The 14839-nt window shown below is 58.4% G+C and carries 16 protein-coding genes; 7 read left to right on the plus strand and 9 right to left on the minus strand.

What is annotated here, in order from left to right:
• Nucleotides 1-267: 267 nt before the first annotated feature.
• Genes B30_RS20910 through B30_RS20920 form a run of 3 tightly spaced genes read left to right on the plus strand, consistent with a single transcriptional unit; the run spans nucleotide 268 to nucleotide 2427 of the window.
• Nucleotides 268-984: a hypothetical protein gene (locus B30_RS20910; protein ID WP_009574254.1), complete on the plus strand. Its 717-nt coding sequence runs from the start codon at nucleotides 268-270 to the stop codon at nucleotides 982-984.
• 30 nt (nucleotides 985-1014) lie between these two features.
• Nucleotides 1015-2223 (plus strand): XRE family transcriptional regulator, encoded by a 1209-nt coding sequence (locus B30_RS20915; RefSeq protein ID WP_009574255.1) that lies wholly within the window; start codon nucleotides 1015-1017, stop codon nucleotides 2221-2223.
• A 9-nt stretch (nucleotides 2224-2232) separates the two neighbouring features.
• Entirely contained in the window at nucleotides 2233-2427 is a 195-nt protein-coding gene (locus tag B30_RS20920; protein WP_009574256.1) for a hypothetical protein, read from the plus strand.
• A gap of 103 nt (nucleotides 2428-2530) precedes the next feature.
• Here the strand turns inward: B30_RS20920 and B30_RS20925 are convergent, their stop codons facing one another.
• The 4 genes from B30_RS20925 to B30_RS20940 are packed head-to-tail and all read right to left on the minus strand — an operon-like array spanning nucleotide 2531 to nucleotide 4781.
• Nucleotides 2531-3457, minus strand: a complete 927-nt coding sequence (locus B30_RS20925) for an ImmA/IrrE family metallo-endopeptidase (RefSeq protein ID WP_009574257.1) — start codon at nucleotides 3455-3457, stop codon at nucleotides 2531-2533.
• Nucleotides 3458-3475: 18 nt separating this feature from the next.
• Nucleotides 3476-3955 (minus strand): helix-turn-helix transcriptional regulator, encoded by a 480-nt coding sequence (locus tag B30_RS20930; RefSeq protein WP_009574258.1) that lies wholly within the window; start codon nucleotides 3953-3955, stop codon nucleotides 3476-3478.
• Complete coding sequence (locus B30_RS20935) at nucleotides 3952-4590, minus strand: N-acetyltransferase (RefSeq protein WP_009574259.1); 639 nt, start codon at nucleotides 4588-4590, stop codon at nucleotides 3952-3954. The genes B30_RS20930 and B30_RS20935 overlap by 4 nt, the downstream gene beginning before the upstream one ends.
• Nucleotides 4587-4781 (minus strand): transcriptional regulator, encoded by a 195-nt coding sequence (locus B30_RS20940; protein WP_197055947.1) that lies wholly within the window; start codon nucleotides 4779-4781, stop codon nucleotides 4587-4589. Before B30_RS20940 ends, B30_RS20935 begins: the two co-directional genes overlap by 4 nt.
• A 172-nt stretch (nucleotides 4782-4953) precedes the next feature.
• Here B30_RS20940 and B30_RS20945 point away from each other — a divergent pair, with 172 nt between their 5' ends.
• Genes B30_RS20945 through B30_RS22620 form a run of 3 tightly spaced genes read left to right on the plus strand, consistent with a single transcriptional unit; the run spans nucleotide 4954 to nucleotide 7692 of the window.
• A complete protein-coding gene (locus B30_RS20945; RefSeq protein WP_009574261.1) occupies nucleotides 4954-5871 on the plus strand; it encodes a multiubiquitin domain-containing protein in 918 nt (305 codons plus the stop codon).
• Complete coding sequence (locus B30_RS20950) at nucleotides 5868-7280, plus strand: ThiF family adenylyltransferase (RefSeq protein WP_009574262.1); 1413 nt, start codon at nucleotides 5868-5870, stop codon at nucleotides 7278-7280. Before B30_RS20945 ends, B30_RS20950 begins: the two co-directional genes overlap by 4 nt.
• 4 nt (nucleotides 7281-7284) lie before the next feature.
• Nucleotides 7285-7692, plus strand: coding sequence for a DUF6527 family protein (locus B30_RS22620; RefSeq protein ID WP_219929054.1), 408 nt, complete (start codon nucleotides 7285-7287; stop codon nucleotides 7690-7692).
• Between the two features lie 60 nt (nucleotides 7693-7752).
• Here B30_RS22620 and scpB read toward each other — a convergent pair whose 3' ends face one another.
• Both scpB and B30_RS20960 read right to left on the minus strand, forming a co-directional pair.
• Entirely contained in the window at nucleotides 7753-8376 is a 624-nt protein-coding gene (scpB, locus tag B30_RS20955) for an SMC-Scp complex subunit ScpB (protein ID WP_009574263.1), read from the minus strand.
• A 2-nt stretch (nucleotides 8377-8378) separates the two neighbouring features.
• Nucleotides 8379-9263, minus strand: a complete 885-nt coding sequence (locus B30_RS20960; protein ID WP_009574264.1) for a DUF1403 family protein — start codon at nucleotides 9261-9263, stop codon at nucleotides 8379-8381.
• Nucleotides 9264-9419: 156 nt separating this feature from the next.
• On the opposite strand from B30_RS20960, the gene B30_RS20965 reads away from it, so the two are divergent.
• Nucleotides 9420-10535 carry a tyrosine-type recombinase/integrase gene (locus B30_RS20965; RefSeq protein WP_009574265.1) on the plus strand — a complete coding sequence of 372 codons (1116 nt, stop codon included), beginning with the start codon at nucleotides 9420-9422 and terminating at the stop codon, nucleotides 10533-10535.
• 12 nt (nucleotides 10536-10547) lie between these two features.
• On the opposite strand, the gene repC is transcribed toward B30_RS20965, so the two are convergent.
• From repC to repA, 3 genes are all read right to left on the minus strand, one after another.
• A complete protein-coding gene (gene repC / locus B30_RS20970; protein ID WP_009574266.1) occupies nucleotides 10548-11828 on the minus strand; it encodes a plasmid replication protein RepC in 1281 nt (426 codons plus the stop codon).
• A gap of 160 nt (nucleotides 11829-11988) precedes the next feature.
• On the minus strand, nucleotides 11989-12984 hold the full coding sequence (repB, locus tag B30_RS20975; protein WP_009574267.1) for a plasmid partitioning protein RepB: 996 nt from the start codon (nucleotides 12982-12984) through the stop codon (nucleotides 11989-11991).
• Between the two features lie 103 nt (nucleotides 12985-13087).
• A complete protein-coding gene (gene repA, locus B30_RS20980; protein ID WP_009574268.1) occupies nucleotides 13088-14299 on the minus strand; it encodes a plasmid partitioning protein RepA in 1212 nt (403 codons plus the stop codon).
• Nucleotides 14300-14839 lie beyond the last annotated feature (540 nt).

Consider the following 14839-nt stretch of genomic DNA (forward strand, 5'->3'; position numbering starts at 1 on the left):
GAAGGTAGGGGAACAGCCGAGGGAGATGCGGCAGTGGCATGTGAAACAATAACCTATCGCCGGCCTCGTCTTCAGGATGAACCTCGAGAGGATCCAGTCCTAGGCCACTCGGCCAGCCTTGGACCGGTCGGCACTTGGTCAAAGCGAGGCACTAGCTCGGGATGTCCAGGACGATAAGATGAACAAAGCCGGCTGCTCGCAATTGACTTAACGCAATTTTTGAGCCACATTTCCCGCAAAACGCAACCCCAAAGAATCGGAGCAGTCATGGGGGATTTTGTCAAAACCCGTTTCCCGGTCGCGATCTATCGCGGCCTGATCATTGATCTTGAGGACCGCCTGCGCGGAGAAGCCCTTAAAGCTCATCGAATGATTCAGGATCACTCTGGTCTGGATACACGTCGTGCACGGCGCCTTGAGGGAATGTCGCGTTTCCACATGATGGAAAAGGGGTTTCAGGAGGTCTGTGAACTTCATGGCGGCGCACTGCTCGACGGCGGCATTATCCCCGGTTCGGACTTCAAGGTTTTCCAACCGTTCATGCGTTTCGAGCATGAAGGGCAAGGCTTCATCCTTGGCCTCGCGGCAATGCCGGAACCCAGCAAGCTTCCGGTCAAGAACAAGTCGCGGAAGGCCGGTGTGACACTGAACTACAAGCTGTCTCCTCACTTCGATTTTGATGGTACTGCCCCTCAGATCGGGGACATCTGCATTTTGTTTCTCTTCGCTCGCGACCCTGAACAAGCCGGCAAGATTAAGGAGTTGGCCATCGGGCTCATTGACTCCGATTATGAGCAATACCTTTTCTACGAACGGATCGACCAGTACCTCGCGGATGACGGGGATGTGTCGGAACCCAGCTCGCCGTTTTCGACTCCTCCCGCATTGCCTGCCAGCGGTGCTGTCCGCCTGAAGCGCACGATGAAGCTTTTTGTTCCCCCCGAGGCTCCATCTGTGGATGACGAACAGGATGGCAAAGCGTAAAGGGTGCCACCGGCACCAGAGGAGGGAAAAATGCGAGTGGGAACACCCGGCTTCGTGCCGGAACGTCTCGTTGAGGCGCGCGCCGCCCGGCGCGTTCAAAGCATGAAAGAGTTGGCCTTGATGCTGGGAGTCAGCCCTAGTTCGGTTTCCCGTTGGGAAACCGGCAAACAGGCGCCGGAAGCTGATGCTCTGGCAGAATTGGCGAAGGCCCTGCGGGTCCGGCGAGAGTTTTTTCTCCGTCCGGTCTTCGATAGCCCGCGACCGATGTTCTATCGAAAACTGGTCAGCACGCTGAAGCGCGACCGCGAGTATCAAACTTCTCAGGTGAGCTGGCTACATGAGATCAGCCACGTCTTGCAGCATTATGTTGATTTCCCCGAACTCGACATTCCAGACGTTCTGGGTGGCTCCAGCTACAGTCAGCTTCGGGACGAAGACATCGAGGACATCGCCGGCGAACTGCGGTCCCACTGGCAATTGGGCGAAGGCCCTTGCACAAATGTCGTAGCGGTCCTTGAAAAGATCGGCTGTGTCGTCGGCTCCATCGAAATGGGAACGTCCAAACTCGACGGCGTCTGCAGCTGGTCCAAGTCCGAGGACCGTCCTCACATCTTGCTCGCATCAGACAAGATGAATCTCCCCCGTCGTCAGATGGACGCCGCTCATGAACTGGGTCATGCAGTGCTGCACCGGAATGTCAGCGCAAAAGCATTGCGCGATGATCTTCCAGAGATCGAGCGCCAGGCATTCCGTTTCGCAAGCGCGTTTCTTATGCCGCAGACGACTTATGTGCCGGAGGTCCCGAACTACTCCCTTGCAGGGTTGCTGTCCCTGAAAGAACGTTGGCGCGTTTCTGTGAAGGCCCAGATCAAGCGGTTGGTGGATCTAGAAATCATCCCGCAGGATCATGCCACGCAGTTCTATAAGACCTATTCCGCCAAAGGCTGGAACCGACAAGAGCCGATGGACAAGGAGTGGGCTGTTCCAAAGCCACGTATGTTGCATGACGCTCTTTGCCTGATCGTGGATTCCGGCACCCGCAGTAAGGACGACCTGCTTTCGGTCGAGTTCACGATGCATCCAGGCGATATTGAGAACCTCGTCGGCCTTCCGTCTGGTTGGTTCAGCAAGAAAACAGGCGACGTGGTGTCATTGGCTCTCAAGACGGACGCTTCGCGTGAGACAGGTGCACCTGCAGGAGGGTCGGTGATCCCATTCTCCCGGCGTGAATCGCAATAGGGTTGGCACATGCGAGTGAAAATCGATGTCTCAGAAGAGGAACTGGATGGTGACTATGGCGCGGTTCCGGGTCTCATCATCACTTGTACCCGGTGCCGGCACTCTGTGGAGGTGTTCGGCACCGAAGAAAATTCGGTGAAACGCGGAGCGGTCATGCTTCGGGGTGAATGCCCTTTTGATGAGGACAATTACTATGAAGCATGATCTCGCAGCAGCAATTGGCCGTCATTGACAAGCAGCGCCAACCCTTGAAGCGCAAGCATTTCAGAGAGCTTGGCAGGCATTGTCAGACGGCTCTTAGAATATGCTAGATTGCGATCACTGATCGGTGCGGACCTCGGTAAACGCCGAGGGTTAGCGCATATCCCCATTTCACGGTTTCAAAGGTGAAGACATGTGGATCGCCGTTGTCATCATGGAGTACGATATCGGCACCCCCCAGTCGACCACCCCTGGCCGCCGAACAATAATCCACAACCATATTGAAGACGTCAATCTCATCGCAACCTTTGAAGCCGCTTGCAAACGCAGGCGACTGCACAAAGTGTGAACAGGGTTCTTTAGGGTCGAAGTCCGCTTCGCGTTTGATTGGATGCGGGTGTCCGGTGACCAGACCGATGATAGGCGTCGAGGCGCCCCAGATTTCGACACAACGCCAGAACGTCGTGGTGAGTGTGTTGTCAAAGCGGGGCTGGAGTGCCTTCACCGCCTCCAAACTTGGCGCATAGTCCCGTGCTTCGATGGCGAACCTATCGCGCAAGAATAGAAGACGCGCAGCAGCGAAGTTCGCCTCGGCTTCCATCTGTTCATGGCAGTTGGGCCGGAGCGTTTGCTTGTCGTCGCCGAGCATGGCCCCTTCGTGCCAGGGCAAGAGGCTGTGACCTACTTCATGTGCTTCAATCCAACGGAATTTCAGCTTGTGCAGATCCTTGTCCATTAGGATCCGTTTCTCATCCGGAAGGTAGAAGGCGCGCAGATCGAATTTCTTGACGGCATCTATGAAGAGAGTTGGTCGCCGCAAGACCTGCTTCCCGGCGACGCGCAACATGCTGATGACATCGTCCATCAGCGATGGATCGTCTTTTTGGAAGTATGCCCGATCAAGGTCGAGTGCATCCCGGACATGCTCAAGTTTGAGCGGCGGCTCTGGATTGCCCAGTCTGTTCAGCAGCCGCTCAACGCGTTCGTCGATACGTTCCTGAGTCCGCCGGCGAAGAATGTAGTTTTTGGCCATGGGACCCGTCTCGCTCTGTTACGTCGCTTTCATCGTCAGCGCTGCAACAACAGCGTCATGAAAGGCTTGTTCGTCTGGTGTCACATCCTTGATCGGAGCGGACCTGGCGGCGTATCGTGTGACTTCTTCCAGCCAATGGCCTTCTTTTGGGACCGCAAGGCCAGCCAGTTCCATCAGCTTTGGCTGCGGCAGATCAAGCGCGTTCGACAACCCCCATACGGTCCGGAGATCGGGTTCGTAATGAGGGTCCTGTTCGATACTCAGCAGCTCGCCGACCTCGATGTCCGCGTCGTCGGCGAGCTTTTCGATTGTCAGGCGCCGCTGTCTGCGCGCGACATTGATAAAGTGGCCGAATACCAGTCGGGTTTCTTCAACACGCAGAGATACCGCATCAGGGTCAACATGTGGGCGCGTGGCAAGAGCTCCAGCTCCAGGGGTAACATGCTCGTCGAATGCGAGCATTTTTTTGGACCATTCTGCGGAGATACCGTAAGTCATTTTAGCTCTCCTTTTAGGTATGCCTCGGCGGCGCCCGGTGTGGACTCGAAATACGGCAACTTGCCCTCATACTCGTCGGGCCGGGTGCCGAGGTTAGTGAAGCCGCAGCGCTCATAGAACGGGATTGCTTGCGGCAGGGAATGCAGGCCGACGCGGCCTTTGAAGCCTTCGTCGACACTGCGGGTAATGGCGGCGTGCATCAGCACAGGGCCGACCAGTCGATAAATCGGCGCGTCGGCATAAGGTTCGCGCCAGTTCCAGGGCGCGACTTCGAGATAGTCGACATAGACCAGATCCTGTCCGGCCTGAGAGTCCAAGCGAGCACGGCGGGAGGCGAGATCTAGCCGCATCATGCCTTGGGTCACATCGCGGCAGACGACACTATACCCAGTATGGCCGAGCAGCCCACGAACCTCATTCATCTTGCCGCGCCAGTCCCAGTGCCAACTTTGGGGCCAAGCGGTGTCGGCGGGACCGATACCGTTGTCCACCAGACGCTTCATGTAGGCCTGGACGGCCGGACGCCACTGGAACTGCCAGTCGATCAGCTGTTTCTCGGCAATCTCGTCATGCAGATCGGCCTCGACCATCGCACCAGCGGCGGCATCGAACAAATGGACCTGGTAGGCGGTCATAGCATCATGACTTCCGACTTATCCTTGGTCTTGTCGTCTTCGAAGAACAGCTTGTCGCCGCGCTCGAGCCGGACATCGACCATCTGATACAGACGCAGGGCCTGCCTTATCACGCCGATCTTGCTGAGATCCTTTTTGGCGCAAAGGCCTTCCAAAACGCCCATCTCCGCATCTGTGAGATTGAGCGTCATCGTTCGCTTGCTCATTTCCTTATCCTCCAAGACACGTGAGACATAGCCATACTTGAAGCAATTGTCAACTTAAAAATAGCCTACAGTTAGCCATTGACTGGCCATTCTTTGGCTACTATATCCACCAAATGAGGCCGGTCTGGTTCGGCGAGCACAGAAAAGGAGACTGGCCATGGCGCTGGAAACGATTGAACTTGAAGACGTGGCGGCTTGCGTCGCTGCTGGACGGAACCCACGCCCCCAGGGGCCGTACCGGGTGCAGGTCGGCAATGGAGACCTCACCTTTGACGGATACCGGATCGACGATCCGGTGCCGACCGGGAGGCAACTTCTGGACCTCGTCTCGGCGCGTCCCGCGGAGGAGCACTTGGTGTTCCAGTTGCTTCGCAATGGCGATTTGAAAGAGTTGACGCTCGATGAGACGGTCGATCTGCGCACGGCAGGGGTTGAGCGCTTCATCGTGTTCAAGAGTGCGGAATCCTACCGCATCGAACTGGATGGTCAGGTGAAGGAATGGGGCGCCTGCGTAATCAGCGGCCGGGTCCTGAAGCAGCTGGCAGGTGCCGCCGACAAACCGGACTACGGTGTCTGGATGGAAATCCGTGGCGCTGAGGACCGTCCGATCGACGACAACGAGCTCGTCAGGTTGGACGGAAAAGGTCTGGAGAGGTTCTTCACCGGGGCGACTACCTCGACCGAAGGCGCGGAAGCCCCCATCCTGCCTATGCGTGATCGCCGATACCTCGAAGGACGCGGCCTGACTTTCGTCGAATACCGCGAAGGAGCGCAGACCGGTGTAATCCTGCGAGGCTATTGCCTACCGGACGGCAAATATCAGGTGGCACAGGCCGACATCCTGATCCTGCTGCCGCGGGGCTATCCGGATGCTGCGCCGGACATGTTCTATGCGCAGCCCTGGCTGACACTGGCCCTTTCGAGCCGCTACCCGCGTCAAGCCGACCAGCCGCTGATCTTCAATGGGCAGCGCTGGCAGCGTTGGTCGCGGCACAACAGCGACTGGCGTCCCGGCACCGATGGTATCTGGACCATGCTTAAGCGGGTTGAGACGGCGCTGGAGATTGCGGCATGAGCCGCCTCGATTTCACCTTGCAGGAACGTCACGAAGCCGAGCTTCGGGCGCTCCTGCACCGCCCCGATGGCCATGAAGCCGCAGCCTACGTGCTTTATGGAGTGAGCCGTGTCGCGATGGACCCTTGGGATCGCCAATCCCGTTTGCGACTGACGTCCTACCGCGTGATCCCAGTTCCGGACGAGGATCTGATTTCGGCCAGCGACAAGCATGTCACTTGGTCAACGAAATCGTTTCTTGACCTGTGTCGTGTGGCAAAAGCAGAAGGCCTGATCGTCGGCATCGCCCATAGCCACCCGGGCGGGTATCCCGAATTCTCCACACAGGACGAAAAAAACGAACGGGAACTGTATCGACTGGCGCGGAACCGGAATGGTGCCGGCGTCATGTTAGCAAGCCTGCTGCTGATTGATGGTGATATCTGTGATTACGCAGCACGTCTGTGGATCGACGACACCCAGCCGATCGACAGCGATGCTGTCATAGCCGTTGGTGCACGGCTTCGTGTTCTGAATGGGCTGAGCGGGTTTTCCGGAGAAGCCTTCGAGCGGCAAGCGCTTGCCTTCGGACCTTCACTGAATCTTCTGCTGGCCCGGCTGAAAATCGGTGTCGTGGGCTGTGGCGGCACGGGTAGTGCGGTTGCGATGCTGTTGGCCCGGCTCGGCGTCGGCCAGATTGCCCTTTTCGACGAAGACATTGTTGAAGTGAGCAATCTGAACCGCTTGCATGGAGCTCGACGGGACGATGCCGATGGCATGCGGCTTAAGGTCGAAGTCGTCGCGCGAGAACTGGCGGGTCTTGGTCTTGGTGTCCGCCCGGTTGTGATCCCGCACTGGGCGGATGCAGATGAGGCACGCGATGCCTTGCTCTCCTGCGACATCATCTTTGGGTGCACTGATGATCACGCAGGCCGACTGTTTCTAAGTAGGTTCGCATATTTTTACCTGCGCCCGGTCATTGATCTGGGACTCGCACTCACACCGCGTGGTGAAGACGGTCAAGTTGGGAACATGATTGGCCGGGCGACGGTCTTGCGCCCTGGCACACCTTGCCTGCTGTGCCGCGGTATCGCACACCCACATCGGGCGGCGGCGGAAGAACTGCGTCGTGCCGCGCCGGCGGAGTATGAGCGTCAGAAACGTGAAGCTTATGTGCGCGGCGGCGGCAATCCAGCACCAGCGGTCGTCACGTTCACGACGGAAACAGCGACTATGGCCGTCAACGAGCTGCTGCAGGGTTTGACCGGTTATCGAGGCGATGGCGGCTGGGCGGCGCAGCGCATTCGGCGTTTTGATCTCGGGATTGATCGATTGCAGGGGGCAAAGCAAAATCCCGGGTGCATCCTGTGTGTCGATCAGGGTTACTGGGGCCGGGGTGATGTCGACCCTTTCATGGATAGGGTGGGTTGAGAAGATGTTTGGTAACATTGCACGACGCTTTCTGACCTGGTGCCGGTTTATCCCCCGCGTCGACCTAGTCGGCCGGGTGCAGGCCACGCATCCCGAGACCACTGCCCTAACGGCAGATGCATTGGTTGTCGTCCGAGACGGCAGCATCGAAAAATGGGCTTGCTTCCAGTGCCCGGGCGGCTGCGGCCAGAAGATCCAGCTGTCGCTGAGTAGAAGTCGGCGCCCGCGTTGGTCGGTGCGGCTTGACTGGCTCGGTCGGCCGACTGTGGAGCCATCGATCCGGCAAACTAACCAGTGCCATTGCCACTTTTGGGTTCGTCAAGGGCAGGTACAATGGTGCGCGGACAGTCCGAAAATTAAGTCGCACCCAAATCGAAGCCGAGAGATGGAAGCGGCCATAAAAGCAAGATAGAATTGCTGGTGGTCAGAGCAAAAGCCGCTGGATGGCTCATCTCGCACACGTTGTTCAACTTTAGGCTTGCTGGGAACACACTACCTGATCTGGAACACCCATTACACCGGCATCCACCAGCTGCTCCCGATCGGGAAGATCGCGCAGGCTCTCCAACCCGAACGCGACAAGGAACTGCTCGGTCGTCACAAATGTATAAGGCGCCCCACGCCGAGGCGACCTTGGCCCGGTCCCGATCAGGCCACGGGCATGCAGCCGCCCGATCAGGTCGCGGCTGATCTCCTTGCCGAAGATGTCTTTGAGCCCGTCGCGCGTAATCGGCTGATGGTAGGCGATGGCCGCCAGCACCGCGACGTCGAATTCACTCAAGTCCAGCAGTTGGTCGCCGACATCTGCCGCCGCGCGGATCGCGGGGGCGTAGGTGGCGCGCGTGCGGAACATCCAGCCGCCAGCGACCTGGGCGATCTCGAAGGCCCGCCCCTCCAGATCGGCGGCGAGGTCCTCAACCAGCAGGTCGACCGACGCCCCCTGCCCCACCACGCGCGCCAGATCGTCGCGCGGTACCGGCGAAGCTGAGGCAAAGAGCACCGCCTCGATCCGGCGCATCCATTCCCGCCAGCGCAGCTCAGGCGGCAAGTCGGGCAACTCGCGATCAAGTTGGGCTGCGGGGCGATCCTTGGCCATCCCTACACCCCATAAAGCCGGAAGGTGTCGCGACCGGTCAGTTCACGGATCGCGCCAAGATCGACCAGCCGGTCGCAGAGCCGCCGCGCGGCGCGATCCGGCAAGGGCAAAGATGAAGGCGCCACGGCATCGTGGGTCAGGAACATCTCAACCGCTTTTCCCGCCCCCTTGGCGCGCAGCTTTGGCGCGACTGTGTTCAAGTGTGCCGCGCGCCGGGACAGGTCGACCGCCACACTTACGACTTCCATAGCCGAAGCCGTCACCGCGCGATAACAGGCCATGCGCAAATCGTCCCTGCGCTTGCGTAAATCGGCGCGTTTCAAACCGATCACCATGAGAGGCAGCAGCGTCTCCCAGCCAAGCGCCTGTGCCAAAGCGGCATCGGCGAGGATCAGTGCTGACGTCTCCGCGCGCGACCTGTCCGTCAAAACAGTTTCCAACACCCTGGCGGCTCGGGCCACCGGCGCGCCCTGCCCTGCATCCAGCCAGTCCGCGATTTGTCCTGTACCCAACCCGCCTATGGCCCGAGACAGTACCCTGATCGACACCGGCCGCTCCACCGCACGCCGCCACGACAGGTATGTTTCCCCTGCTGGCCCCGGAAGGTCTCCGGGGCGCAAAAGGTGTACAGCGTCGCGCAACTCCGCTGCCCGCTCCGGGCGGCCAGAGAACGCGACACAAACCTCCGCTGCGCGCAGTGCCAAGCGGTCCCGCAACAAGGCGTGGGGCACCTCCGTGTGTCCCAACACAAGATGCAGGTGGTTCAGCGTCGCGCCCAACAAAAACGCAACATCTTCAAGGGTTTCAGCACGCGTGGAGGTGACCCAGGCAGGCATCCGGGGTAACGTGTCGAGGTCGCTGATGTGATCTAGCCGGGCAAAAGTCATGCCCGAAGCCTACATCACGACGGCGCTTTTTGCCAGAAAATAGCACATAAACCGCCTCTCTTTGCCGATGCTATTTATGTCCAATAAGTTTGCATTATCGGACGTGAAAGAATATGCCGATAAGCAGTTCAATTTCATTGCCGGATTCAGTGGAAAATGGCCTCAGAGACCGAGAAATCGACGTCAGCGCCCTCTGGTGAGGTGGATGATGCTCGCGTCGACGAGAGAGATCAAGAGGAAAGCGATGACATCGCCCTCCCCTCCCATGTCGCCGGCTCCGGCACGCTTGACCGGCTGGTCGACACCGCGCGCGACTATGCGCGGGCCTCGGCCTCCGAGAACACGTTGAAGGCCTATGCCAAGGACTGGGCGCATTTCGCGCGCTGGAGCCGGATGAAGGGCACCGAGCCCCTGCCCCCGTCGCCCGAAATGATCGGGCTTTATCTCGCGGACCTGGCCTCCGGATCGGGCCCCTCCCCTTCGCAGTCGGCGTCCCGACCCCTTTCGGTCTCGACCATCGACCGCCGCCTGTCCGGTCTCGCCTGGAACTACGCACAGCGCGGCTTTTCCCTCGATCGCAAGAACCGGCACATCGCCACGGTGCTGGCCGGGATCAAGCGCAAGCATGCGCGTCCACCGGTGCAGAAGGAAGCGATCCTGGCCGAGGATATCCTCGCGATGGTCGCCACCCTGTCCTACGACCTGCGCGGGCTGCGGGATCGCGCGATCCTGCTGCTCGGCTATGCCGGAGGTTTGCGTCGCTCAGAAATCGTCAGCCTTGACGTCCACAAGGATGACACGCCGGATTCCGGCGGATGGATTGAGATCATGGAGAAAGGCGCCCTCCTGACCCTCAATGCGAAGACCGGCTGGCGCGAGGTCGAGATCGGCCGCGGCTCGAAAGGTCAGACCTGCCCCGTGCATGCTCTCGAACAATGGCTGCACTATGCGAAGATCGACTTCGGTCCGATCTTTGTCGGCACATCGCGCGATGGCAAACGTGCCTCCGAAACGCGGCTCAACGACAAGCATGTAGCCCGGCTGATCAAGCGCACCGTCCTGGACGCCGGCATCCGCTCCGAACTGCCCGAAAAGGAACGTCTGGCGCTGTTCTCTGGCCACTCGCTGCGTGCCGGCCTTGCCAGTTCCGCTGAGGTCGACGAACGCTATGTCCAGAAACAACTGGGACACGCCTCGGCCGAGATGACCCGCCGCTACCAGCGCCGGCGCGATCGGTTCCGGGTGAACCTGACCAAAGCTGCCGGTCTCTGACCCCCTGCCCCATCACGCCGCCTGCCCGCTGAGCCTGCCATAGAAGCTGCGCTCGAGATGCAAATCCCCTGTCCCGGCCTTCTCGACCATGCCGCGCAGATAGCCGCCCGGGGAGGAAACCTCGCCTGCGCAATGCTTCTCGAAAACAAGCGCCAGCGCCGCTGTCGCCACCTGTTTGCCCAATCGGTCCTGCGCCACGTTCCAGGCATGCTCGGACACCCCGATCATCGGCCTGAGCTGCCCGGCAACACGATGCAGATCGCCCCAATCCTTCAGGAACCCGCCCATATTTCGGGCCCAGGACGCGAATTCGGGACAGGCCTGCATCACAGTGGGCAGATCCAGTGCTGCTCGCTTCTTGCGTACCTCAGCAACCCACTCTTCCAGCTCCCTATCAACCTGATCTTCGGGTTTAGCATTGGGCACCGCGGCCGCGACTTCCTCATTTTCTGAGGAATTACTAGTTACAGGATTAAGTTGGTTTGTAATTAGTATATGAGGGTCAGAAATGACCTCCCTGGGGTTCATTTCTTGAGTCTTCTTAGCAACTTGCTCCTTGGTTTCCGGCGTGTTTTCCACAGATTGAACGACCTCTGTTGCCTTAAGATAGGCAGCCTCGACGCGCTCCTGAAGCTCCTTGAACCAAGTCAAGAGTCGTGCAAGCTGCTCTGAGGCTTCGTGACGGCGCGGAAGCCGGTCCAGAAGCTCCTCGAAAAGGCCTGTGAATTGCGTCCAGGGCCCGCGCAGCGCGCCGCTGACGGCTGCCTCGATGCGCGCGCGGATCATCCGGCGTGCCACCGTGATCTGACGCTTCAGGCGTTGGCAGAGCTCGCGCTCGGCCTGCAAATCGGCATGAAGCTCCTCGAACTCATCGACACGGGCTGAAAGCGGCGACAGATCGAAGCCATAGGCCTCGACAATGCGCCCCTCGGCGTCCCTGCGGCCCCACCGCTTGCCGTTTGGGCTGTCCTGGAAGGAGATCACGCCAATCTCGGCCAGGCGCCGTGCATGGCGCTTGAGTGCGGAGAGCGAAAACCCCGTCTGCTCCATCAGATAGGCATTCGAAGCCCAGACGATCGGACGTTGCCCTTCCTCCCAGTCCTGGGTCTGGGTGAAGGCCCCGAGCGTATCGAGAAGCATCATGTCTCCGGCCTTGAGGCCAATATATGCACCGACCCGCTTCACGGCCACGAAGGCCCGTGTTTTGGGTACAGCCACCTGTTCACCGGCTTGGGCAAGCTGCTCTGCAATGCCAAGACCCGGTGTCGGCTTGCGCCAACCTGTATGTTTCATGCCTGTTTCTCACCTCCAGTTATGTGGAGGCAAAAGAAAGCCGTTCGCCGAAGTGGCGTTCTTGTTGACAGTGATTCGCGGGAGAGATATCTTCTAAGCGACCAAACTTTTCAGATTAGCTCTCAGGCCACGCTGCTTGGGGGCTTTTCTTTTGCCTAGATCATTGTTCTGACTGCTCCTCTTTCGTCGCGAGGAATTCACTGTACAGCTGATCAAGCCGACCCGAGAGAAAGTCCCCGAACTCGGTTGAATCTTGTGCCGTAAGCGAAATGCTGAATGCCTTTCCGGAACGACCGATGACTCCCTTGATGCGGCCTTTGCCGGCAGTCCAGGTTCGCTTCTTGGGCGTAGCACGCGTTTTTCGGCGCTTCGGCGCCCTGCCCGCTTCTGCCAGCTTGCTGTGCAGGAACTCAAAGCGAGCATCACTGTCGAGGTTTTGAAACCCGTCGAACTCCAAAGCTCCCTTGAGGATCTTGCCATTCGATGGTTCCGAAGCCAACTTCTTGAAGTCTTCCCAGCGATCACGCCCAATCTGCTTGGCCGGCCCAATCTGTTCGATGACGTGCCGAGGGACGTTCTGCGCCACTGACAGCATCCGTGAAAGCAACGTCCCATCGATGGTAAGGGCGGACTGGATCACGTCCTTTGCTTGCCCCATATCCAAGAGGCTCTTCGCAAATAGGGCCTTCTCAATAAAAGAGAGATCTGCGCGCGCAGTGTTTTCCTGCCCTTGAGCAAGAATGTGAGCCACATCGTCCATTGGTTTTACAACTGCGCGAACCTTACGGCCGAGCGCCGATGCAACTCGCACACGGCGATGCCCGAAGACGATCATATAGCGGCCATCCGCTTCCGGATGCGGCCTAAGCAATACCGGCGTGTCCTGGCGACTCGCTGCGATTGATGCCTTCAGTTCGTCGAAAGCAACATCGTCATCACTAAGCCGATCCGAAACGAATGACACATCGATCAATTTCGGATCGATCTCGACAATGGTTTCGCCTTCAAGGAGACGCTTCGAGTTCTCCGCAAGGCTATCAATCGAAACCTTCATCGATTTCGAAGCACCGCGCATTGCGTATCCAGAGCGACCGGAATCCTTCGGCTGCTCCGGCGAGCCGGCCATGACGCTCTTTAGGAGGTCTTTGCGAGCCATCAAGCCATCTCCCTTTCGTCCGAATCCAACCGACACGCAGCGCGCATTTCGACAGTTGCACGGCTGTCAAAACTGGCTCTCTGCACGGCTGTCAAAACCACATTCATTCTCGCCCCCAAGCCTTGTGGATCAGTTCAGCGATTTCGTCGTTCACATCATTCAAAGACGTCACGGCGCGGTCGTAAGTAGTCCGCACGAACTGAGACCGTTCAACTTCGTAAAGCGTCTGCTTTGTGATCCCAGCGTCGGAGATCGCCGTAGACTTCAGCACAGGAGCCGACAACATCTGATTTGGGAACATCGCCTGGAGGAACCCAACCATCTGCTTTTGTGGACCGTCCGTTGGTTCAAATCTCGTTACGAGGTAACGGAACCACTTCAGGCGCATGTTCGCTCCAGCGTCACGGATCGTCTTCATGATCCCGCCCAGCATCAGGAGAAACTGGCTCATCGACATGACGTCCAGCATCTGAGGATGGACCGTCACAATGACCGAGGAAGAAGCCGTGAGAGCAGTGAGCGTGAGGTAGCCCAGCTGAGGAGGGCAATCGATCACAACCACGTCATAGCGATCATCAACTTCGCTAAGCGCCTTCGATATGCGAGTGAAGAAGGTACGGCCCTCATGGGGATCACTGCTCGTCAAAGCAACTGGGGTATCGTATTCGTACTCTTGAAGCTCGAGACTTGCCGGAACGATATCTAGGTTGGGAAAGTTTGTTGGCCGGATCACCTCTGAGATCGGCTTGCGCTCGTCATCATACCGAAGTGTCTCGTAGAGCGAAGGCACGTCGTCGAGTTCAGGCTGAATGCCGTGCAAAGCTGTGAGCGAGGCTTGAGGGTCCAAGTCGATCGCAAGAACTCGATGCCCTTTCAACGCCAAGTGCTGCGCGAGGTGGGCGGCGGTAGTGGTCTTTCCGGAACCCCCCTTGAAGTTTACGACAGATACAACGTGCAGTTCTTCGCCAGGTTGCCGATAGGGGACATAACGGCGTTTTCCGGGGCGGCCATGCTTGTCGAGATAAGCTCTCAGTTCCAGCATCTGCTCGGCCGAGTAGCTGCGCCTCCCGGACGACGATGTTTCAGGTTCAGGACCTTTGCCTTCGAGATGAAGCTTCTTAATGGTCGACTGTGTTACGCCGAGATAGTAGGCAACTTCGGCCAATGAAAACTGACGTAGACCTTTTTGGGCGTCCGGAGGATACTGTTCCTGCCGCAACATATTGAGGCGGTCGGAAATCAGCTCTCCTTGCTGTAGGATGATCTCGTCGAAGGGTTGATCCTTCGTATCAGCCGCAAAAGACCGTTCTCGCATCCGCCTGTCCTCTAAATACCGCTTTTTCAGCGATTTCGCCCATTAAAGTGTCATCTACACGGAAAAACGAGTCTTAACAACGATTTTCGCCCGGCGGCTAGATCTTACCCAATCCACCAGAGTGCCTAGATGTCTCGACAAAGTGTAGCGATTGAGGAATGTAGCCACCCAATATCTAGGGGGAGCCGTCACTAGCTCGGATGTGCAGTCAACTTTAACTTCGCGCCCGTTACACCTCAACTACCTGTTATTATTTTATTTTTCTGCACTGCACGGCTGTCAAAATGTAAAGCGCTCGAAGCTTCAGAACGCTAGGGGGACCACGAATCCGTCTCCTCCAAAACGGATTGCGTCATCATCACCTTGAGCCGATTCAGTGATAAGTTGCTTCTACCAAGCGCGCCAACCACTGGTCCCAAAATACGGGGAATGCGTGTCAGCGTGAAGGGAAGCAGCGGGAATCGGCTGGGTTGCCCCAGCCGATTCTTTGCGTCACGCGGCGTCTTTCGGGCCCCAGGGGATGACGGCCTGCAGGGACAG

It is taken from the genome of Celeribacter baekdonensis B30 (assembly GCF_000299875.1).
In the GTDB taxonomy this organism is placed as follows: domain Bacteria; phylum Pseudomonadota; class Alphaproteobacteria; order Rhodobacterales; family Rhodobacteraceae; genus Celeribacter; species Celeribacter baekdonensis_A.